We start from the raw sequence: 20616 nt of genomic DNA on the forward strand, positions 1-20616 counted from the left end.
GTGCGCCCGCCGTCGCGGGCGGCGGCGGGCCGGGCGGCCGGGCGGGGCTCCTTGGCCGGGCGGGCGTCCTTGGCCTGGCCCGCGCGGGGCTCGCGCCGCGGCTCGGCCTTCGGCTCCGGCTTGCGGGGCTTGGTCTTGTGTCCGGGGTCGGCGGGCGCCTCGCGGACGTCGGAGAGAGCCGCCAGGCGGCGCTGGCGGTTGACGAGGTGACGGCTGGTCGACATGGCTTACGGAAGTCCTCTCGCTGTCACTCGTCCGAGGGCCCGGCGGACGGCTGGCCGGAGCCCGCGGCGCTGTCCCCGATCGGCGCGTCGCCGACGGCGCTCAGCTTCCAGCCGGTGGACGTCCGGGTGAGTTCGCCGAGTACGCGGCTGTCCTTGTTCACCGGGTCGCCCTTGGCCGGGTCCACGGTGCGCCGCAGCGCGACCATCACGCTCGCCCTGCCCGCCCGGTCGTCCAGCTCGGTGACCGCGCCGGACAGCACCTGGGCGGTGGTGACCGCACCGGACTCCTTGAACTCCGTGGCGAACTTCTCCCGGCCCTGCTCGAACTGCTTGCGCAGGTCGCCGGTGGAGGACTCCACCCAGCGGTCCAGGTCGCGGTTCACGTCGCGGGCGTCGAGGGTGTTCACGTTCTGGATGGCCTGCTCGCCCGCGGCCAGCACCTCGTCGCGTGTCTGCGCGTAGCTCGCGTCGTCGTCGTGGGCGGCGGCGTACCAGGACACACCCGTCCACACCGCGCTGCCCGCCGCGGCGACGGCCAGCACGGCCGCCGTGATCACCAGCGGGTTTCTCGTCCTGTCGGTCCCTGCCACGTTGCTTTCTCCCCTACCGGGACTTCATGTCGGTGATGAGCCAGTGGCCGTCGTGCGGCTCGGCCGTGACCGACAGCTGGGCGGCGTTGGTGGTCGCCTTCTGTCCGCTGCGTTCGGTGACCTGGTCGAGGAAGACCAGGACCCGGGCGCGGTGCGCCGTGAGCTCGGTGACCCCGGCGCGTACCACCCGGGTGGTGAGCGTGACCCGCTGCTCGACGACCTGCCGGCGCACCTGGCTGAACAGCTGCTCGTACTGCTGCGCGGCTTTGCCGCCCAGCAGCTCGCGGGCGTCCTGGGCGGTGGTGTCGGCGCCGTCCGGCGAGTAGGACAGGACCCGGCCGAGGGTGTCGCTCACGTCGCCGACGACCTGGCCCGTGGTGGCCGCGTCGACCAGCGCCTTGTTGTCCTTGCTCGGCGAGCCGTTCAGCTGGGCGGCGCGCACCAGGAGGACGACGCTGGCGACCAGCAGCACGGCCAGCGCCACCACGGCCGCGACGCGCAGCCGTCTGCGGCCGTCCCGCGCCGCGCCCGCGGGCGCGGCGGCGCCCTCCGCGTCCTCTGGCGAGGAGCGGGGCGCCGGTATGGCGGTGGCGGCGTCTCCGGTTGTGCGCACGGTCGGTGTCCTCTCGATCGCTCGCGTCGGCGCGGTCGCGCGGGTGGCGGCCGGCCTCAGCTCGCTCCGACGGCTATCGCGTTGAGCGAGGTCAGCTTCCAGTCGCCACCGGTACGGGCCAGGCCGGCCTCGAACCGCTTGCGGTCGGTGGCGGGGGCGCCGGTACGGGGGGTGATCTCGACCTTGAGTGTGGCGATCACCTTCGCCGTGCCGGCGCGGGTGTCCAGCTGCGTGACGGCGGCGTCCGTGACGGTGCCGCGCGCCGTGCTGCCGAGCTTCTGAAGCGTGGTGCCGTCCTTGTCCTTCGTTCGCAGCAGTTGGTCGTGCAGGGGCCCGGTGGACGCGTCGAGCCAGCCGCGCAGGCCCTCCTCGACGTTGTCCCCGTCGATGGAGTTCAGCCGGGCGATCTGGTCCCGTCCCGCGTCGAGGACGGCGTCCCGGGTCTCGGCGTACGTGCGGTCGCCGTCGTCCCGCGCCGACCCGTACGCCCAGCCAGAGTACGCGGTCAGCAGCGCTATGGCGACGGCCGCGACCCAGCCGGTCAGACGTTTCGCCGTGGGTGTCATGGCCGTCACCGCCCGTCCTTCAGCCCCAGCAGGGCGCTCATGGTGCTCACGCTGCCGGTCCCGCTGTACGGCGTGCTCGGCGGCAGGCTCGGCAGGCCGAGGGCGCCGGGCAGCGCGCTGCGGCTCGCGCCGCCGCCACCGCCGCCGCCCGCGGCGCTGTCGCCGCTGAGCAGCGAGCCGGGCCGGGCCGGTACGGGCACGCCGCCGCGCGGCGCGTTGGCGCTGCCGCGCACCAGCTTGCCGGTGCCGGGCGAGGAGAGGCACCGCGCCTGGGTGTTCACGGGGCCCGGGCTGGTGTCCAGGCCGTTGCGGTAGCGGGTGCCGCCGTAGCCGGCGGTGCACGGCAGGGGCTGGAAGAAGGTGACCGACATGCCGAGCCGCAGCCCGTTCGGACCGATGACCGAGTTGCCGGACGCGACCGCCTGCGGCAGCTTGACCAGCAGCTCCTCCAGGCCGCGCTGCCGGGTGACGAACAGCTCGGAGGTGGTGGTGAGGTTCGCGAACAGCACGCTGAGGTTCGGGTCGACGTCCCGCAGCAGGCCGCTGACCTGCTCGGCGGCGGCGGGGGCGGACTCGATCACCCGCCGCACGTCGCTGTCGGAGGCCTTGAGCTGGCCGGCCAGCGCCTTGGCGTTCCGGGCGAAGGCGCGGAAGGCGTCGGACTCCTCCCGCTGGGTGCGCAGCACGGTCTCGCTGTCGTTGAACAGGTCGACGGTCTGCGGCAGGGCCTTGTCCGCGGACTTCACGAAGTCGCTGCTGGTGTCCAGCAGGACCTGGAGGGCGTCGCCCTGCCCGGCGAAGGCGTCGCCGAACTCGTCCACGACGGTGGCCAGCGAGTCCAGGGGCACGGAGGTGGACAGCTCGTCCAGGCTGGAGAGCACGGTGGTGACCGGGGTGGCCGGGACCGCGGCCTCCTGGCGGGTGATGACCGAGCCGTTCTTCAGGTACGGGCCGTCGCTGGTCTCCGGGCGCAGGTCGACGTACTGCTCGCCGACCGCGGACCGGTTGGCGACCTGGGCCCTGAGGTCGGTGGGGATGTCCGGCGCGGACTTCTTGATCCGCAGCACGGCCTCCACGCCGTCGTCGGTCAGGTCCACCGAGCCGACCCGGCCCACGGGCACGCCGCGGTAGGTGACCTCGGCGTTGGTGAACAGGCCGCCGGTCGACGGCAGCTCGACGCGGACCTCGTAGTAGTCGCGTACGCCGACGTACTTGCCCATGTCGGCGTAGCTGTTGCCGATGTAGGCCATGACCAGGAGGCCGACCACCAGGAAGCCGATGATCTTCAGCTTGGTGAGAGTGGTGATCATCGGTTCTCACCTTCCGGGGCCGTGACCGAGGGCAGGGGGAACGGCGCCGCGCCGGGCGAGGCGGGGTTGGCCGCGCCGCCGGAGCCGCTGGAGTTCGCCGACTGCGAGGAGATCGGCGGGATGATCCGGGTGCCGGGGGCCGCGGTCTCCCTGAGGAAGACGTTGAGGTAGTCGCCCTTGATGCCGTTCAGCACCTCGTCCGTGAACGGGTAGGTGAGCAGCACCTGGAGGGAGTCGGGCAGCGCCTGGCCGGCGTTGGCCAGGTTGCGCAGGGTGGGGGCGAGGCCCCTCAGGTCCGCGACCATGTCGTCCTTGCTCCGGTTGACCGTGTTCACGGCCACGTCGGAGAGGGTGTCGATCGAGTTGAGCATCGTCACCAGGGAGCCGCGCTGCTCCTCCAGCACCTTCAGCGCGGGGGTGATGCCGGTGACCGCGGTGTCGATCTTCTGTTTGCGGGTGGCGAGGGTGGAGGCCAGCCGGTTGACGCTGTCGAGCGCGTCGGTGATGTCGGTCTTGTGGTCGTCGAGGTTCCTGGTGGTCTCGTTGATCCGCTGGAGCAGGGAGCGCACCGAGCCCTCGTTGCCCGACAGGGCCTTGTTCAGCTCGCGCGAGATGGTCTGGATCTGCTGCACGCCGCCGCCGTTGAACAGCATCGACATGGCGCCGAAGACCTGCTCGACCTCGACGGTGCGGTCGGTGCGGGCCAGCGGGATGACCGCGCCGTCCGCCAGCCGGCCCACCGGCCTGGCGGCGGCCGCGCTGGCCCGGGTGGCCTCGTTGCGGCCCTCGCCGACCTTCTCGCCGGCCGCCGGGGGCTCGCTGAGCTGCACGTACTTCTCACCGAGCAGGCTGGTCTGCTCGATGTGCGCCCAGGCGTTGGCCGGCAGCCTCACCTTGCCGTTGATGCGCATGGTCACGCGCGCGGTCCAGTCGCCGTCCCCGATGGAGATCTTGGTGACGCGGCCGACGTCCACGTCGTTGACCTTCACCGCGGACTGCGGGACCAGGCTGAGGACGTCGCTGAACTCGGCGGTGACCTCGTAGGGGTGGCTGCCGAGGTCGGCGCCGCCGGGCAGCGGGATGTCCTGGACGGTCAGGAAGCTGGGCGCGCCGCAGCTGCCGACGGTCAGTCCCAGGCCCACCACCACCGCCACCGCGGCGACCAGGGCACCGGCCCTGCGCTTGCCGCGCTGGTTGTTCTCGCTGCTCAACGGTCCTTCCCCTTACCTGCGTCGGAGCCGTAGAAGGTGCCGGTGGCGGGCAGCGGCAGCAGGCTGTCACCCTGGTAGGCGTCGGCCGACCGGGGCACGTTGCCCATGCTCAGCTCGTTCATGTTGGCGCGCCCGTCGAGCGTGCGGGTGCTCGGGTTGTACGCGTTGAGCACGTTGGCCACCGCCAGCGGCGCGACGTCCAGCGCCTCGCCGAAGGAGGCGCGCTGGTCGACCAGGCTCTGCGTGATGGGGATCAGCTTGTCGACGCTGGCCTTGAAGACGTTCCGGTTGTCCTTGATGAAGGACTGGACCTTGCCCAGCGCGGTGCCCAGCTGGCGCAGCGCGGCCGCGAGGTCGTCCCGGTCGTCGGCGAGGAAGGTGCTCACCTTCCCCAGCTGCTCCTGGGCCTGGCGGACCTTGGTGTCGTTGTCCTTGAGCATGCCGGCGAACTTCGACAGGTTCGTGATCGTCCCGAACAGGTCCTTGTCGGTGCCCGACAGGGTCTTGCTGAGCGAGCCGAGCTGCCTGATCGTGTCGCCGAACGCCTTGCCGTTGCCCTTGAGGTTCTTCGCGCCGGTGTCCAGCACCTCCGACAGGGCGCCGTTCTTGTTGGCGCCCCGGGGCCCGAGGTCGTCGGCGAGCCGTACCAGGCTGGTGTACAGCTCGTCGACCTCCATCGGCGTGGCGGTGCGGTCCGCGGGGATGACCGCGCCGTCCCGCAGGGTCGCGCCGGTGGTGTAGGCGGGGGCGAGCTGGAGGTACCGGCCGGAGACGATGGTCGGGGCGACGACGACCGCGCTGGCCTGGGCGGGGATCTTCACGCCCTCGTTCAGCGTGGCGGTCACCTTGACCTGCTTGCCCTCGGGCTTGACGGAGTCGATCCGGCCGACCGCGACGCCCAGGACGCGGATGTCGGAGCCCTTGTAGAGGCCGACCGTCCGGTCGAAGTACGCGGTGAACCTGTTGCCGTCCGGCCCGCCGAGCACCGACATACCCACGGCCGTACCGCCGCCGAGCAGGACCGCGAGGGCCACGACCATCACGAGGAGGCGCTTGGGCGTCAGCGGGCCGACGAACTCGGCGACCTTCTCGCGGACCCGCGAGCCGAGCTGTGAGATGGGGGCCATCAGCGGCTGCCTCCTTGCTTGGGCGGCATGCATCCGGTGGCCGGAGGCGTGCCGGGCGGCAGGTAACTCTTGGGGACGAGTCCGCACAGATAGGTGTCCATCCAGCGGCCGCTGCCCAGCGTGTTGCCCAGGAGCCGGTAGTACGGGCCGATGGCGGCCAGCGCCTGGTCCAGGCTCCTGCGGTTGCGGTCGAGCACGTCGGTGACCCGGTTCAGGGCCTCCAGCGTGGGCTTGAGCTGCCGGGTGTTGTCGTCCACCACGGCGTTGAGGTTGCGGGACAGGTCGCTGGTGCCGGTGAACAGCGCGTGGATGGCGTCGCGCCGAGCCTGGATCTCGCCGAGCAGCAGGTTGCCCTGCGTGAGCAGGTTCTCGAAGCGCGCGTTCTGCTCGGACAGCGTCTTGGTGACCTTGTTGCTGCCGCGCAGCAGGTCGGCCAGCTCGTCGTCCCGGGTGGACAGCGTCCGCGACAGGGCGGACAGGCCCTTGACGGCGCCGCTCACCTCGGGCGCGGTGTTCTTGAACGTGTCCGAGATCGTCTCGAAGCTCTTGGCGAGCTTGTCGCTGTCGATCCGCTGGCTGGTCTCGCCGAGGTCGTTGAAGGCGTCCATGACGTCGTACGGCGAGGTGGTGCGGCTGAGCGGGATGCGGGAGCCCGGGTCCTGCTTCTGGGAGCCCAGCGGCTCCAGCGCGAGGTACTTGGCGCCCAGCAGGGTCTTGAGGGAGATGCCGACCCGGCTGGCGTCGCCGACCCAGGTGTCCTTGACCTGGAAGGTCACCTTCACCCGGTCGCCGTCCAGCGTGACGCTCTTGACCTTGCCGACCCGCACGCCGGCGACCCGCACCTCGTTGCCCGGGCTGATCCCGGCCGCCTCGGAGAACTCGGCGGTGTAGGTGGTGCCGCCGCCGATCACCGGCAGGCCGTCGACGTTGTAGGCGAGCAGGCCGACGATGGCCATCACCAGCAGTCCGACGAAGCCGACGGTGACCGGGTTGCGCTCCCGCATCGGCTTGACGGGGCGGCGGAGGAAGGGACGCTTCACGACTTGCACCTCGCTGCCGTGACGGGCACGCCGCTCGGCGGCGTACTGCCGTCGTAGGTCGTCACGCCGCTGATCTTCGCCTCGCACAGGTAGGTGTTGAGCCAGGAGCCGTAGGACGTGATCCGGGTCACCGCGCGCATCTTGCCGGGCGTGTTCTTCAGGAACTTCTCCACCAGCGGCGTGTTGTCCGCGAGGTTCTCCGACAGCCGGCCCAGCTCGTGGATGCTCTGCTTGAGCGGCTGGCGGGCCTCGCCGAACAGCTCGCCGGTGGACACGGTGAGCGGCCCGAGTGAGCTGATCGCGTCGCCGATGGCCCTGCGGTCGCCGGAGAAGCCGGCCACGACCTTGTCCAGCGAGCCGACCAGGTCCACGAACTCGGTCTCGCGGTTGTTGAACGTGTCGGCCACCGTCTTCAGGTTCGTGATGACCCGGCCGATGACCTCGTCCTTCTTCGCGAGCGTGGTGCTCAGCGAGCCGATGGTGCGCACCAGGCTGGTCACCGTGCCGCTCTCGCCCTGGAAGACCTCGATGATCTCCCCGGCCAGCTGGTTGGTGTCACTCGGCGACAGGCCCGCGAACAGCGGCTTGAAGCCGTTGAACAGCAGGGTGAGGTCCAGCGCCGGGGCGGTGCGGTTGACCGGGATGGTCGAGCCGGGTTCCAGCTCGCGGTCCACCGGCCCGACGCCCTGGCGCAGGTCGATGTACCGCTGGCCGACCAGGTTGAGGTACTTGATGGACGCGGTGACGCCCGCCGGCAGGTGCCGGCCCTTCTTCACGGTGAACTTCACGTTGGCGAAGCGCTTGTCCACCACCTTGATGGACTCCACCGATCCGACGACCACGCCCGCGATGCGTACGCTGTCGCCCTCGATGAGGCCGGTGGTGTCGGTGAAACGCGCGTTGTACGCGCGGGACTCGCCCACGCCCGGGCTGGCGATGCTGAACGCCAGCACGGCGGTGGTGAACGCCGTGACCAGAACGAAGATCGACGACTTGACGACGGGCCCGGTGAGACTCCTGCGGTTCACTTCAGGCTCACCTCCGTGCCCCGCAGCGTCGGTCCGGCGAGCACGCTGGACCAGTCGGGCAGGTCATCGGGCCGCGCCTTGGCCCCGGGGGCCAGGAGCTCGTTGACCAATTGGTTCTCCTGGGGCGAGTTGGGCAGGCCGAGGCCGCCCTTGACCGTGCTGAGGGGGGTGGCGTCGGTGACGTCCGCCGACTGCGCCGACATCGACCGCGTGCCGGAGCCGCCGCCGAAGGGCACCGGGTAGCACCGCGCCTGGCCGCCGGCACCGTACACCGGCGTGTCCCGGCCGGGCACGTACCGGCCGCGCGAGGGCACCGAACGCACGTCGACGTGCAGGCCGTGCCTGCTCGTGCCCTTGCCCAGCGCCCGGTCCATCTTGGGCACGAAGTCCGCCATCATGCTCAGCGTGCAGGGGAACGCCGGCGCGTACTTCGCCATCGTCTGGAGCGTCGGGCGGCTGGCCTGCGACAGCCGGATGATGTTGGCGCTGTTCTGGCGCAGGAAGGTGTACACGTCCTGCGAGGTGGTGGTGCCGGCCGCGTACAGCGTGGCCAGGTTCTTCTGCTCCTCCACCAGGGTGGCGCTGGTGGTGGTGATGTCGGTGAGCGCGTCGAGGAGGTCCGGCGCGGTGTCCGCGTACAGGTTGCCCACCTCGACGAACTGCTTGACGTCCCGGTTGAACGCCGGCAGGTGCGGGTTGAGCTTCCTCAGGTACGAGTCGAGCGTCTTCGCCGTCTGACCGAGGTCGGTGCCGCGGCCCTCCAGCGCCATCGACACCGCCGACAGGGTCGCCGACAGCTTGTCCGGCTTGACCGCGGTCAGCATCGGCAGCAGGTCGTTCAGCGCCTGCTGGAGCTCGATGGCGTTGCTGCTGCGGTCCTCCGGGATGGTGTCGCCCGCCTTCAGCGCCTGCGCGGTCGCGCCCTTCGGCGGGATCAGCTCCACGTACCGCAGGCCGAACAGCGTCGTCGGCAGCATCTGCGCGGACACGTTCGCCGGGATGCGGCCGATCTCGCCCGGCTTCAGGGACAGGGTGATCCTGGCCCGGTCGCCGTACGACTGGATCTTCTTCACCTCGCCGACGACCACGCCGCGCATCTTCACGTCCGCGTGCGGGTGCATCTCGTGGCCGACGCTGCCGGTCTCCATCGTGACCGTGGCGGTGTCGGAGAAGTCCTTGTTGTACAGGGCGACCGACAGCCACATCAGCAGCGCGACCACCACGATGAAGACCAGACCCGCGAGCCTGCGGGAACCTCGCTTGCTCATCCGGCCACCCTCACGGTCGTCGTGGCGCCCCAGATCGCCAGGCTGGAGAAGAAGTCCGTCAGGCTGATCAGCACGATCGCGGTCCGCACCGAGCGGCCCACGGCCACGCCCACGCCGGCCGGACCGCCCTCGGCCCGAAACCCGTAGTAGCAGTGCGCCAGGATCACCATCACGCTGAAGATCAGCACCTTGACGAACGACAGCCGGACGTCCGCGGGCGACAGGAACAGGTTGAAATAGTGGTCGTAGGTGCCGGTCGACTGGTGGTTGATCAGCACGGTGACCAGTCGCGACGCGACGTACGAACTCAGCAGGCCGATCGCGTACAGCGGGATGATCGCCAGGACGCCGGCCGCGACCCGGGTGCTGACCAGGTACGGCATGCTGCGCACGCCCATGCTCTCCAGCGCGTCGATCTCCTCGCTGACCCGCATCGCGCCGAGCTGCGCGGTGAAGCCGGCGCCCACGGTGGAGGACAGCGCGAGCCCGGCGACCAGCGGCGCGATCTCACGGGTGTTGAAGTACGCGGAGATGAAGCCGGTGAACGCGTCGGTGCCGATCTGGTTCAGCGCCGCGTACCCCTGGAGGCCCACGATCACGCCGGTGAAGGCCGAGATGCCGAACATCACGCCGACGGTGCCCGCCACGACCCCGAGGCCGCCGCTGCCGAAGGCCACCTCGGACAGCAGCCGCGTCACCTCTTTGGTGTAGCGGCGTACGGCCTTCGGTATCCACAGCAGCGCCCGGATGTAGAACAGCAACTGGTCGCCGGGGCGCTCCAGCCACGACACCAGGCGGTTCGGATCGAACCGCCGCGGCGGCGCGCCGACCGGAGGCCGGGCGTGCCTGCGGGGCGGCACCTCCTTGGCGCCGTTGTCCTTCTTGTCGAGGAGGGTCATTCGTTCACAGCCCCTTTGGCGGGACGACCTGGAGGTAGATCGCAGTCAGTACCGCGTTGACGAAGAACAGCAGAAGGAAGGTGAAGACCACGGACTGGTTCACCGCGTCGCCCACACCCTTCGGGCCGCCCTTCGGGTTCAGCCCCCGGTGGGCCGCGACGACACCCGCGATGAATCCGAAGATCACCGCCTTGAACTCGCTCAGCAGCAGGTCGGGCAGCTGGGCCAGCGCGGAGAAGCTGGAGAGGTACGCGCCGGGCGTGCCGTTTTGCAGCATCACGTTGAAGACGTAGCCGCCGGCCGTGCCCACCACCGAGACCAGGCCGTTGAGCAGCAGCGCCACCCCGATCATGGCCAGCACGCGGGGCACCACGAGACGCTGGATCGGCGAGACGCCCATGACCTCCATGGCGTCGAGCTCCTCGCGGATCGCGCGGGCGCCGAGGTCCGCGCACACCGCCGAGCCGGCCACGCCGGACACCAGCAGCGACACGATCAGCGGGCTGCCCTGCTGCACCAGGACCAGCACGCTGGCGCCGCCGGTGTAGGACTGGGCGCCGAACTGCTGGATCAGCGAGCCGACCTGGAGCGCCATCACCGCGCCGAACGGGATGGTGACCAGCATCGCCGGCAGGATCGTCACGCTCGCCACGAACCAGAACTGCTCGATGAACTCGCGGGCCTGGAAGGGGCGCTTGAACGACCACCGGATGATGGTCAGCCCCAGCGCGAAGAGCTTCCCGATCTCCCGGATCGGGGTGAGGATCCTCATCGGCGAGGGAGCCGCCGGCGGCGCGGCCGCCTTCAGCGGCTCGGGCTGCCCGTGGGCCCGGGCGGGAACGGTCACGCGGGCACCTCGGTGGTCCGCAGGCCGGCCTCCTGGGCGAGGTCGGCCTCGATGGCCACGCGCGCCGCCTCCGACACCTGGCTCAGCATGCCGCGCACCCGCTCCCGGCGCCGCTTGACCGCGCGCCGCTGCGGCAGCCCCGGGGTGGGCTGGAGCTGCGGCGAGATGGTCGGCGCGGGGTTGTCCTCGGTGCGCAGGCCGTGCCGCGCCTCCATCGCCATGGTGGCTTCGTCCTTCTCCTCGGACATGCCGATGGGTCCGGCCCGCCGCCCGCTGAGGAACTGCGCCACCACGGGCTCCTCGCTGGTCAGCAGCACTTCCCGGGGGCCGAACGTGACGAGCCGGCGGCGGTAGAGCATGCCCATGTTGTCCGGCACGGTGTTCGCGATCTCCAGGTTGTGCGTGACGATCAGCATCGTGGCGTCGATCTGCGCGTTCACGTCGATGAGCAGCTGCGAGAGGTACGAGGTGCGCACCGGGTCGAGGCCGGAGTCCGGCTCGTCGCACAGGATGATCTTGGGGTCGAGCACCAGCGCCCGGGCCAGGCCGGCGCGCTTGCGCATACCGCCGGATATCTCGCCCGGGAGTTTCCGCTCGGCGCCGGCGAGACCCACCAGCTCCATCCGCTCCATGACGATCTTACGGATTTCGTGCTCTTTCTTGCGGGTGTGCTCGCGCAGCGGAAAGGCGACGTTGTCGTACAGGTTCATGGAACCGAACAGCGCGCCGTCCTGGAACATCAGGCCGAAGAGCTTCCGGGCCTCGTAGATGTCCCGCTCCGGGCTGCGCGCCATGTCCACGCCGTCGATGAGCACGCTGCCCTGCGGCGGCTTGAGCAGGCCGACGAGCGACTTCAGGAACACGGTCTTGCCGGTGCCCGAGGGTCCGAGCATGACACTGACCTCGCCGGCCGGCAGGGTGAGCGTCACGTCCTGCCAGATGGTCTGCTTGCCGAAGGACATGGTCAGGTCCTTGACGACTACTTCAATACCCATGGGTTGCACCTCCCGGTGGGGTCAGGGGTCAGAGGCGGGGCAGGGTGGGGGCCTGAGCCGTGCACTGGCCGGTGGCGGGGCAGAGCCGGACCGCGCCCTGATTGATCTTGATCTGGCTCTCACCGGCCACCGAGGCGGTGAACAGCGCATCCAGGTCCTCTCCGCTCGGTGTCCTGCACCCGGAGAACGGCGGGACGTTGACCTTCCCGGTCAGCACACCGCCCTGGAAGAGAGAGAAATTGCCGGTAACTCGGGTCGTGAAGGAGCCGGTGCGGCAGCTGGGGCCCACATCCAGCGAAACTCCGTTGATGCTCACGTGGTGCAGCCGCAGCCGCTGCGCATAAGTGATCTGCGAGTACACCCGCGGCGCCGTCTGCTGCACGATCGTGAGCGGACCGTTCTCGAATGTCACGCCCGCGGTGGTCGGCTGGAAGCCGAAGGCCAGGAAAGTCGACCGGGAGTCGGGGAAGTGCAGCTCGCCCAGGTGGTCGGCCTCGCTGTAGGCGCCGCCCTGCGCAGCCGTCCGCAGCACCGCCCGCATACGGGTCGACAGACTCAGCGGCCCGGGCTTCCCGCTCGGGTCGTTGATGATCATCGAACCCTTCAGCTTGGTCACGGTGGCGAAACCCGCCGTGAACACGCACGCGGGCTTCTTGCCGCTGGTCGGGGGATCCTGCACCTTCGCTCCGGGAGGAACCGGGGGCAGCCACTCGTGGTTCAGCTCACCGGTGGGCATGGGGTAGGTGCACGGGAGCATGGCCGGGGCCGCCTGCGGCACCTGGATGCGTCCCGGTCCGCTCTGCGGCGCCTGGCTGCCGTCCTGGCCGGGCGTCTGCGTCCCGTCCGTCGGCGACGAGGACGAGCCGGAGCCGGACGGGTCCGGGGAAGCGCCGCCGTCGTCCGGCACGGCCACCGTCGCCAGCGTCGCGGCCTCGCCCTCCACGGGCGTACAGGACACCTCGACGGGCTTGGCCTCGCCGGAAGCCGACGGGCTGCCCTGCGGGGTCTGCGCCGCGGACTCGCCGCCGGACGGGGTGGAGCCGCCGGGGCTGGCGCCGCCGGGCGTGCTCGCGGGCTCCGGCAGCAGGGCCAGGGTCAGCTTGCCCGCGGCGAAGCGGACGTCGCCGGGCTGCGTGACGGTCACCGGCTGGACGTCGCCGTTGTACGCCAGCTCCAGGTCGCCGGAGGCGGGCAGCGGCGCCGAGGAGGCCGCCAGGCCCGGCCACTGGGCGTCGGCGGTGGCGTCGCCCTGCGCCACCCGGGCCGTGAGGGCCGCGGTGCCGCTGACCGAGCCGGTGCCCTGCGGCAGCAGCGCGGCGGCCGTGTCGTGGGGGATGGTCACCCGCGCGGTCAGCGGGCCGGGCTGGATGGGCTGCCCGGCCGCGCCGCTGTCGGGGAAGGTCTGGGTGAAGGCGGCCTGGATCTCCCGGCTGCCTTCCGGGGTCTGGCACGCGTAGCGCACGGCGGAGCCGCCGCCCTGCCCGTGCGCCGAGGACCCGGATCCGGTCAGCAGTTCCGCGAACAGCGCGGTGGCTCCGAGAGCGGCCACCCACGCGGTGCGCGGCTGGCGGACTGCACCTCTCATCGCTTCTCTCCCTGCGGACACGGCATAGCTTGCGGATCGTTCGGTGACTGCCGGCCCCGGGGGCCGACGGCGGGCGCGTACGCGGTGTCCTCCTCACGACGGACGGTTGCGGACCCCGTGGCCGCGGGGGGACACGGCCACGGGGTCCGAGGGGGCGGGAGCGCCGCGGCACGGGGGGGACCATGGCCGCGGGTCCCTGGACGGAACCCCCTACTCAAGGGGACGGCGGGCTCGCTGGAACGCGCCGTTCAGACCCCTTATCGATATGGCTGTAAAGCAAAACCGACTTTTGACGCATGTGCCTTGACGGATAATCAATTCGCATTCGACGAGGCACCTTTCGGACGGCACGTTACGTGCGAGTAACCGCCCGCGCAATGGGCGGGTCGCAAAGTCTCCCGCACCTTCCGGGCTCCGGCAATTTCTTTGTGGCCGCGCTGACAACGCCACGGCCCCCCTCATCGCGCGGTGAGCATTCCTCACTCAGACGCTTGACTCGTGGCACCGGTGCTGCTAGGAGCCGACTGGCCGGTAGGGCTCGCGGAGCCCGTCCCGGACGGCGTGGCCGACGTGCTCGGAGTGCCGGACGCGGTGGCCGAGGGCGAGGGGCTGCCGGAGGGCGACGTGCTCGGGCTCGGCTCCGGCTCGCCGCTGCCGGACGGCGTGGGCGTGGGCGTCGGAGACGTGCTCGGGCTGCCGGACGGGCTGCCGGAAGGACTTCCCGACGGCGAGCCCGACGGGCTGCCGGAGGGGCTGCCCGACGGCGAGCCGGACGGGCTCGGCGTGGGGCTGCCGCCGCCGGGCCGGGGCGTGCCGCTGGGCTTGCCCGGCTTCTCGGGCCTCCCCGGCTTGCCCGGCTTCTCGGGCTTGCCGGGCTTCTGCGGCTTGCCCGGCGCGGGCTCCTTGCCGTTGGCGGGGCCGGGGCTGGTGGGCACCGTGCCCTTGCCGTCGGGCACCGTGTGGGTGCCCTCGCGGTAGAAGCCCAGCCAGGCCAGCACGGTGCGCAGGTAGGCGTCGGAGTGGTTGTAGCTCAGGATCGCCCGGTCCAGGCCGCCCTCGGTGCGCAGGTCGCGGCCGCTCGCGCACAGGTAGCCGCCGGCGGCGAGGGCGGCGTCGAAGATGTTGTTCGGGTCGCGGCGGCCGTCGCCGTTGCCGTCCGCTCCCCACCGCGCCCACGTGGAGGGGATGAACTGCATCGGCCCCACCGCGCGGTCGTAGCGCGTGTCGCCGTCGTACGCGCCGCCGTCGGTGTCGGAGATGTTGGCGAACCCGGCGCCGTCGAGGACCGGGCCGAGGATCGGCGAGAGCGTGGTGCCGTGCCGGTCGACCGCGCCGCCGCGCGCCTGCCCGGACTCCACCTTGCCGATCGCGGCGAGCAGTTGCCAGGGCAGGTGGCAACCGGGCGCGCGGGCGGCCATCGCGGCCTGCGACTTCTGGTAGGCGGCGAGCACGGTGGCGGGGATGCCGGCCTCGGCCGTGACGGGGTTCACCACGCCGGCCCGGCCGCCGCCGCCGCCACCGCCGCCGTCCGGCCCGCCGTCGTGGCCGCCGCCCTCGTGGTCGGCGCCGTGCACCCGCAGGGGCGGCAGCTCGGTGTGGTACGGGCCGTCGGCGGTCGCCTCGCCGAGCGACAGGGCGGTCTCGTCGCGCTCGTCGGCCACCGCGCCCGCGGCGCGGTCGCCGCGCGGCTTGCCGTGTCCGAACCCGGGCGCCTGGGAAGCGGTGAGCGCCACCATCGCGGCGGCGGCCACGGCGGTGCCGCCGAGCCCGCGGCGCGCTCTGCCGCGGACCCGTCGGCGGGCGTGCCTGCCCTGCGAGCCGTTGCCGCTGCCGCTGTCGCGCTGGAGGGACATGGGAGTCACCACTTCTTCCCGTATTCTTCGGTGCGAAACGCGGGTTCGCCTCGCCTGGCCGCCCGCGCACGGATACGCTTCGGTCCGTACAGCACCCTCGAAACCGGATGCGGAATACCGCCGTCTTCGCCGGCGGATCTGGTGGGCATCTGCGCCACGGGACGCTACGTACGCCACCCCCGCCAATGCAACAGGTGGGTTTCCCGCAGGTGCACTCGCGCCGCCGGAACGGACATTCCTTGTCCTCCGCGGACAACAGGACCCCGGGACCTCGTCCAGAAGTGAGCAATCTTCACCTTGCCCCTTGACACGGTGCGTGCTCTTCTGAACGCCGAGCGTACTCATTGGGTGTCTTGGCCATGTTTCACCGTCGTGAGTGGTGCGCTCCGGTAACAAGCTCCGCTATGTTCCAGTGAGCTACACCACGTTGCGACCACTTTCCACGGGGGCGTCGCCCCACTCGGCGCCTCCCCCGATCCGTGGAAACCGGCGACCAACGCCGCAGGCGGCCTGCTGGACCGGTGGGCCGCGCCCCACCGCGGCTCACCGACCGGCTGCCGGAGAAGTGAAGTGAGGGGAAACGCATGACGACCGCACTACCGATGTCGGGTCTGGACGAACCGCTCGGCCCGCTGCCCAAGGAACTGGCAGCGATCATGCGGCCGGAACTCCCCAGCCTCATGCCGGAGATCTGGGCCGAGATACGGAACGCCATCCCGCACTACGCGCACCGAGTGGACGAATACGGGCCCGTGGTGCAGTTCGCGGTGGAACAGAGCCTGGCGGCCTTTGTCGACAAGGTGACCTCTCCGAACGCGCCCACCGCACAGCGCGACAAGGTGCTGCGCCGGATCGGCCGGTTCGAGGCGTACGAGGGGCACAGCCTGGACGACCTGCACGCCACCTTCCGGCTCGGCGCCCGCGTCGCCCTGCGCCGCGCCAAGAGCCTGGGCCGGCGCTACCGCCTCTCCCCCGCCATCCAGCTGGCCTTCGCCGACGCCCTGTTCGCGTACGTCGAGGAGCTGATCTCGGTCTCCCGCGAGGGCTACCTGGAGGCCAAGGCCGAGATGGACGGCGGCCGGGAGAGCCACCGCAGACGGCTGCTGCGGCTGCTGCTGTCCGGCACCGTGGTCTCCCAGGGCAAGATCTCCGAGCTGGCCGAGCTGGCCGACTGGCCGCTGCCGGACGAGGTGACCGCCATCGCCATCAGCCCGGGCGTCAAGCCCGCCCGCAGCGCGCTGGGCGGCGACGCCCTGGTGGACCTCACCGACCCGCAGCCCCACCTGCTCATCCCCGGAGGGCTCGACGACGCCCGCCGTACGCTGCTGGACGCCGCGCCCGCCGAGATCCGCGCGGCCGTGGGCCTGACCGTGCGCACCACGCAGGCGGCCGACTCGCTGCGCTGGGCGCGGCAGGCGCTGAACCTGGTGGAGACCGGCGTCATCGAGGACCGCTCGATCACCTTCTGCGAGGACCACCTGGTGACCCTGTGGCTGGTCACCGACACCGCGCTGGCCGAGCAGCTCGCCATCCGGCAGCTCGCCCCGCTGTCCGACCTCACGCCCACCCAGCGCGAGCGCCTCATCGACACCCTGCGGGCCTGGCTGGCCACCCGCGGCAACGCCGTGCAGATGGCCGAGCTGCTGCACATCCACCCGCAGACCGTCCGCTACCGGCTGCGGCTGCTGGACCGCGCGTTCGGCGACCGGCTGGGCGACCTCGACCACCGCTTCGCCACCGAGGTCGCGCTGCGCGCCCTCCAGCTGCGCGAGCGCACCCTGCTGCCGCCGCTGCTGCCGCGCGCCCACCCGCAGACCTGAAACGTTCATACCGCACCCACCGCGTGCGGCGGGGTGCGCCCTGCCCGAGACCGACGGCCGGGGCAGGGCGCGTCCGCCGTGTCCCGGAAGCCCCACGGCCAGCACCTTACGGACGCCGCGGACGCCACGAAGTAACGGGAGTCACCCGCTGACCGTGGGTCGGCTCACATCCGGGCAGGCGTGCGCGCGCAGAAACCCGTCGACCAGGTCGCGCACGTATCTCTCGGCGAACGGGCGGCCCGATATCAGCCGCCGGTAGATCAGCGGGCCCAGCAGCTGGTCCACCGCGCGGAAGGTCTCCAGCGCCTCCGGCAGCTCGCCGCGGGCCCTGGCGTCGTCGACGATCTGGCACAGCCCGTGGGTCACCTCGCGGCCCCGGGCCACCAGCACCTCCATGACCAGCGGATCGTGCGGCGACTTGTCGATGATCACGCGCAGCGCCCGCTCGGTCTCCGGCTCGTGCAGCCGGTCGAGCAGCGCGGACAGCTCGCCGACCAGGTCCTCCCGCAGGTCGCCGGTCTGCTCGAAGTGCTCGACCTGGAACAGGTGGGCCAGCAGCTCCCGCACCAGCAGCGCCGCGTCGGGCCAGTGCCGGTAGAGCGTGGTGCGCCCCACCCCGCTGCGGGCGGCGACGTGCACGTGGGTCACCCCGGACCAGCCGTTCTCGATCAGCAGCTCGCTCGCCGCCCGCAGGGCCGCCGCCCGGCTCCGCTCCGCGCGCGGATCGGCCGCGCGCCGCAGGGTGCCGCCATTCCCAGCGTCACCGTCACGTTTCGCCATGCCGCCTTCGCTCCCACCGGATCACCTACTGTGGGGCAGGCCGCCCCACAGCTTGTCACACGATACGACCTGACCAGGGGTTCCGGGGGGAGCGACGTAACCTGGTCTGAATGAACGGCATGCACCCGTCCCCGGTGGGCGAGTCCACGGCTCCCGGCGGCGACCGGGCCCAGGCCGTGCCGCCCGCCGCCGCCCGGTGGCGGGGGCAGGGTCCGGTGGTGGCCGTGGTCGCGGTGGGCGGCGCGGCCGGAGCGGTGGCGCGGTACGCGGCCGGGCGGGCGTGGCCCACCGGGGCGGAGGCGTTCCCCTGGCCGACCCTCGCCGTCAACGCCGCCGGCTGCGCGCTCATCGGCGTGCTGACGGTGCTGGTCAGCGAGGTGTGGTCGGCGCACAGGCTGCTGCGCCCGCTCCTCGGTACCGGGGTGCTGGGCGGGTTCACCACCTTCTCGACGTACGCGGTCGACGTACGGCGGCTCGTCGGCGCCGGGCACGCCGGGACCGCCCTGGCCTACCTGGCGGCCAACCCGGCGGTGGCGCTCGCCGCGGTGTGGGCCGCGACGGCGGCGACGCGGCGCGCGGCGGGGGTACGTGGGAGCGCGGCCAGGGCGCGTGTGAGCGCGGCCGCGCCGCGCGACGGCGCCGCGCTCCCCGGCGGTGCGCCGCGCGGCGACGTGGCCGCCCTCGGAGAGGAATCCGGGTGACCTGGCTCATGGTGCTGCTCGGCGGCGCGGTCGGGGCCCCCTTGCGCTACCTCACCGACCGCGCGGTCCAGGCCCGGCACGCCTCGGCGTTCCCCTGGGGCACCCTCACCGTCAATGTGGCCGGATCTTTTCTGCTCGGCGTGGTGGCGGGCGCGGCCACCGCCGGAGCCGCCTCGCCGGACCTGGTGGCGCTGGTCGGCACCGGCTTCTGCGGGGCGCTGACGACGTACTCCACGTTCTCGTATGAGACCCTGCGGCTGGCCGAGACCGGCGCCCGCTTCGCCGCCGCCGCGAACATCGCGGTGAGCGTGGCGGCCGGCCTCGGCGCGGCCTTCGCGGGCGCGGCCCTCGCGGGGGCGGCCTGGGGCTGACGCCTCCCGCGCTCCCGGCACGCGCCCTCAGTCCCGCACCCGCAGGCGCGCCCCTCAGTCCCGCACCCGCAGGTGCTCCATGAGGACCCGCCGCAGCTCGCGGGCCGCGCGCGTCGGGGCCACGTCCTTGCGGTGCGCCACGGCCACGGTGCGCTGCATGCCCGGAGTCGCGAACGGCGTGGCACGCAGGCCCGAGCGGTCGGCCACCATGCCCGGCAGCACGGCCAGGCCCAGGCCCGCGCGGACGAAGCCGATCACCGAGTCCATCTCGCCGCCCTCGACCGTGAGCCGGGGCTCGAAGCCCGCCGCGCGGCAGGCCGCCATCGTGAACTCCCGCAGGTCGTAGCCGCGCCGGAACATCACCATCGGCCGACCGCGCAGGTCCTCCACCCGGATGCGGCGGCGGCCCACCGGGCCCGGCACGAAGGGCGAGGAGCCCACGACCAGGTCCTCGCGCAGCAGCTCGGTGGTGGCCAGCGCCGGGGAGTGGCCGGGCAGCGGGGTGATGATCAGGGACAGGTCCAGCTCGCCGGCGGCCAGGGTGCGCACCAGGTCCTGCGAGCCGCCCTCGTGGACGGCCAGCTCGATGCCGGGGAACTCGTCGTGGTAGCGGCGCAGCACGTCCGGTACGAGGCTGGCGCACAGGCTGGGCGTGGCGCCCAGCCGCACCCGGCCGCGCCTGAGCTGCGCCACCTCCTGCACCTCGCGCTGCGCGGTCTCGGTGTCGGCGAGAATCTTGCGGGCGAGCGGCAGCAGGGCCTCGCCCGCGTCGGTCAGGGCGATGTGGCCGCGGGCGCGGTGGAACAGGTCGGCGCCCAGCTCGCGCTCCAGCACGCGGATCTGCTGGGACAGGGAGGGCTGCGCCACGTTCAGGACCTCGGCGGCCCGGGTGAAGTGCCGGGTGTCCGCTACAGCGGCGAAATAGCGGAGCTGCTTCAGGCGCACGCTCGCATGATAGCCGTAGCCTATGGCGTCGAGCCATATCATGTCTTGGACGTATCGCGCGCGTAGGTTTAGCGTCAGTTTTCATGGCACTGGCAACACGCACGGACCCCCAGCGGACCGCTCCGCCCGGTCAGCGGCAGCGGCCCAAGCCGCCGCGGAGGTCTTCGTCCCCCCTCGTCGCCGCATGGCGGTCGACCATCGGCAAGAAGGCCGTCATGGCCACCACCGGACTCCTCATGCTCGGGTACCTGGTGGCCCACATGATCGGGAACCTGAAGATCTTCTTCGGGCCCGGTGAGTTCGACCACTACGCGCACTGGCTGCGCACCGTCGGCGAGCCGGCGCTGCACTACGAGTGGTTCCTGTGGATCGTCCGCGTGGCGCTCCTGGTCGCCGTGGTCCTGCACGCGGTCACCGCGTACCAGCTCAGCCGCCGCGACATCGGCGCGCGCCCGGCGAAGTACGCGCACACCCGGCGGCGGGCCAGCTACGCCACCCGCACCATGCGCTGGGGCGGCGTGATCCTCGCCCTGTTCGTCGTGTGGCACATCCTGGACCTGACCACCGGCGACGTGCACCCCGACGGCTTCCAGTCCGGTCACCCGTACCAGAACGTCGTGGACACCTTCTCCACCTGGTACGGCAACGTGATCTACATCGTCGCCATGCTGGCCCTCGGCCTGCACATCCGGCACGGCTTCTGGAGCGCGGCGCAGACGCTCGGCGCCTCCCGCGCGCGCCGGGAGCGGGTGCTGAAGATCCTGGCCAACGGGCTGGCACTCATTTTGACCTGCGGCTTCATCGCCGTCCCCGTCGGCGTGATGACCGGATTGGTGAGCTGAC

Annotated in this window: 20 protein-coding genes and 1 pseudogene; 4 read left to right on the forward strand and 17 right to left on the reverse strand. The window is 71.8% G+C overall.

What is annotated here, in order from left to right; translation table 11 throughout:
- From RKE29_RS10305 to RKE29_RS10375, 15 genes and pseudogenes are all read right to left on the reverse strand, one after another.
- Positions 1-224 (reverse strand): annotated as a pseudogene (locus RKE29_RS10305) (hypothetical protein); the annotation flags it as partial.
- Between the two features lie 23 nt (positions 225-247).
- Positions 248-814 (reverse strand): hypothetical protein, encoded by a 567-nt coding sequence (locus RKE29_RS10310; protein WP_312004836.1) that lies wholly within the window; start codon positions 812-814, stop codon positions 248-250.
- Between the two features lie 13 nt (positions 815-827).
- On the reverse strand, positions 828-1427 hold the full coding sequence (locus RKE29_RS10315) for a hypothetical protein (protein ID WP_312004837.1): 600 nt from the start codon (positions 1425-1427) through the stop codon (positions 828-830).
- Between the two features lie 56 nt (positions 1428-1483).
- Positions 1484-1993: a hypothetical protein gene (locus tag RKE29_RS10320; RefSeq protein ID WP_312004852.1), complete on the reverse strand. Its 510-nt coding sequence runs from the start codon at positions 1991-1993 to the stop codon at positions 1484-1486.
- 5 nt (positions 1994-1998) lie between these two features.
- Positions 1999-3303, reverse strand: a complete 1305-nt coding sequence (locus RKE29_RS10325) for an MlaD family protein (RefSeq protein WP_312004838.1) — start codon at positions 3301-3303, stop codon at positions 1999-2001.
- Positions 3300-4445, reverse strand: a complete 1146-nt coding sequence (locus RKE29_RS10330; RefSeq protein ID WP_312004853.1) for an MlaD family protein — start codon at positions 4443-4445, stop codon at positions 3300-3302. Before RKE29_RS10330 ends, RKE29_RS10325 begins: the two co-directional genes overlap by 4 nt.
- Positions 4446-4510: 65 nt before the next feature.
- Positions 4511-5578, reverse strand: a complete 1068-nt coding sequence (locus RKE29_RS10335) for an MCE family protein (RefSeq protein WP_312004854.1) — start codon at positions 5576-5578, stop codon at positions 4511-4513.
- A 62-nt stretch (positions 5579-5640) separates the two neighbouring features.
- A complete protein-coding gene (locus RKE29_RS10340; RefSeq protein ID WP_312004855.1) occupies positions 5641-6645 on the reverse strand; it encodes an MCE family protein in 1005 nt (334 codons plus the stop codon).
- A gap of 32 nt (positions 6646-6677) precedes the next feature.
- The gene (locus RKE29_RS10345; protein WP_312004839.1) at positions 6678-7709 is read right to left on the reverse strand and encodes an MCE family protein; all 1032 of its coding nucleotides are present in this window, start codon (positions 7707-7709) and stop codon (positions 6678-6680) included.
- The gene (locus tag RKE29_RS10350) at positions 7706-8977 is read right to left on the reverse strand and encodes an MCE family protein (protein WP_312004840.1); all 1272 of its coding nucleotides are present in this window, start codon (positions 8975-8977) and stop codon (positions 7706-7708) included. Before RKE29_RS10350 ends, RKE29_RS10345 begins: the two co-directional genes overlap by 4 nt.
- A complete protein-coding gene (locus RKE29_RS10355) occupies positions 8974-9771 on the reverse strand; it encodes an ABC transporter permease (RefSeq protein WP_312004856.1) in 798 nt (265 codons plus the stop codon). Before RKE29_RS10355 ends, RKE29_RS10350 begins: the two co-directional genes overlap by 4 nt.
- 109 nt (positions 9772-9880) lie before the next feature.
- Positions 9881-10684, reverse strand: a complete 804-nt coding sequence (locus RKE29_RS10360; protein ID WP_312004857.1) for an ABC transporter permease — start codon at positions 10682-10684, stop codon at positions 9881-9883.
- 35 nt (positions 10685-10719) lie between these two features.
- On the reverse strand, positions 10720-11718 hold the full coding sequence (locus tag RKE29_RS10365; RefSeq protein ID WP_312004841.1) for an ATP-binding cassette domain-containing protein: 999 nt from the start codon (positions 11716-11718) through the stop codon (positions 10720-10722).
- A gap of 28 nt (positions 11719-11746) precedes the next feature.
- The gene (locus RKE29_RS10370; protein WP_312004842.1) at positions 11747-13303 is read right to left on the reverse strand and encodes a DUF6801 domain-containing protein; all 1557 of its coding nucleotides are present in this window, start codon (positions 13301-13303) and stop codon (positions 11747-11749) included.
- A gap of 479 nt (positions 13304-13782) precedes the next feature.
- A complete protein-coding gene (locus RKE29_RS10375) occupies positions 13783-15039 on the reverse strand; it encodes a lytic murein transglycosylase (RefSeq protein ID WP_312004858.1) in 1257 nt (418 codons plus the stop codon).
- A 701-nt stretch (positions 15040-15740) separates the two neighbouring features.
- On the opposite strand from RKE29_RS10375, the gene RKE29_RS10380 reads away from it, so the two are divergent.
- On the forward strand, positions 15741-16976 hold the full coding sequence (locus tag RKE29_RS10380; RefSeq protein WP_312004843.1) for a helix-turn-helix domain-containing protein: 1236 nt from the start codon (positions 15741-15743) through the stop codon (positions 16974-16976).
- A 141-nt stretch (positions 16977-17117) separates the two neighbouring features.
- On the opposite strand, the gene RKE29_RS10385 is transcribed toward RKE29_RS10380, so the two are convergent.
- On the reverse strand, positions 17118-17756 hold the full coding sequence (locus tag RKE29_RS10385; protein WP_312004844.1) for a TetR/AcrR family transcriptional regulator C-terminal ligand-binding domain-containing protein: 639 nt from the start codon (positions 17754-17756) through the stop codon (positions 17118-17120).
- 119 nt (positions 17757-17875) lie between these two features.
- Here RKE29_RS10385 and crcB (RKE29_RS10390) point away from each other — a divergent pair, with 119 nt between their 5' ends.
- Both crcB (RKE29_RS10390) and crcB (RKE29_RS10395) read left to right on the forward strand, forming a co-directional pair.
- A complete protein-coding gene (gene crcB, locus RKE29_RS10390) occupies positions 17876-18457 on the forward strand; it encodes a fluoride efflux transporter CrcB (protein ID WP_312004859.1) in 582 nt (193 codons plus the stop codon).
- Positions 18454-18828, forward strand: coding sequence for a fluoride efflux transporter CrcB (crcB, locus tag RKE29_RS10395; protein WP_312004845.1), 375 nt, complete (start codon positions 18454-18456; stop codon positions 18826-18828). The genes crcB (RKE29_RS10390) and crcB (RKE29_RS10395) overlap by 4 nt, the downstream gene beginning before the upstream one ends.
- Positions 18829-18882: 54 nt before the next feature.
- Here crcB (RKE29_RS10395) and RKE29_RS10400 read toward each other — a convergent pair whose 3' ends face one another.
- Positions 18883-19773, reverse strand: coding sequence for a LysR substrate-binding domain-containing protein (locus RKE29_RS10400; protein WP_312004860.1), 891 nt, complete (start codon positions 19771-19773; stop codon positions 18883-18885).
- Between the two features lie 215 nt (positions 19774-19988).
- On the opposite strand from RKE29_RS10400, the gene RKE29_RS10405 reads away from it, so the two are divergent.
- Positions 19989-20615 (forward strand): succinate dehydrogenase, encoded by a 627-nt coding sequence (locus tag RKE29_RS10405; protein WP_312004846.1) that lies wholly within the window; start codon positions 19989-19991, stop codon positions 20613-20615.
- Position 20616: the final 1 nt, after the last annotated feature.

This window comes from Streptomyces sp. B1866 (assembly GCF_031932565.1).
Taxonomy (GTDB): domain Bacteria; phylum Actinomycetota; class Actinomycetes; order Streptomycetales; family Streptomycetaceae; genus Streptomyces.

Bases quoted from the DNA above. Each gene is read 5' to 3' on its own strand.
- RKE29_RS10375 (WP_312004858.1), bottom strand. From the start codon at position 15,039: ATGGTGGCGCTCACCGCTTCCCAGGCGCCCGGGTTCGGACACGGCAAG.
- RKE29_RS10365 (WP_312004841.1), bottom strand. From the start codon at position 11,718: ATGGGTATTGAAGTAGTCGTCAAGGACCTGACCATGTCCTTCGGCAAG.
- RKE29_RS10320 (WP_312004852.1), bottom strand. From the start codon at position 1,993: ATGACACCCACGGCGAAACGTCTGACCGGCTGGGTCGCGGCCGTCGCC.
- RKE29_RS10370 (WP_312004842.1), bottom strand. From the start codon at position 13,303: ATGAGAGGTGCAGTCCGCCAGCCGCGCACCGCGTGGGTGGCCGCTCTC.
- RKE29_RS10350 (WP_312004840.1), bottom strand. From the start codon at position 8,977: ATGAGCAAGCGAGGTTCCCGCAGGCTCGCGGGTCTGGTCTTCATCGTG.
- RKE29_RS10405 (WP_312004846.1), top strand. From the start codon at position 19,989: ATGGCCACCACCGGACTCCTCATGCTCGGGTACCTGGTGGCCCACATG.
- RKE29_RS10380 (WP_312004843.1), top strand. From the start codon at position 15,741: ATGACGACCGCACTACCGATGTCGGGTCTGGACGAACCGCTCGGCCCG.
- RKE29_RS10340 (WP_312004855.1), bottom strand. From the start codon at position 6,645: ATGCGGGAGCGCAACCCGGTCACCGTCGGCTTCGTCGGACTGCTGGTG.
- crcB (WP_312004859.1), top strand. From the start codon at position 17,876: ATGCACCCGTCCCCGGTGGGCGAGTCCACGGCTCCCGGCGGCGACCGG.
- RKE29_RS10325 (WP_312004838.1), bottom strand. From the start codon at position 3,303: ATGATCACCACTCTCACCAAGCTGAAGATCATCGGCTTCCTGGTGGTC.
- RKE29_RS10385 (WP_312004844.1), bottom strand. From the start codon at position 17,756: ATGGCGAAACGTGACGGTGACGCTGGGAATGGCGGCACCCTGCGGCGC.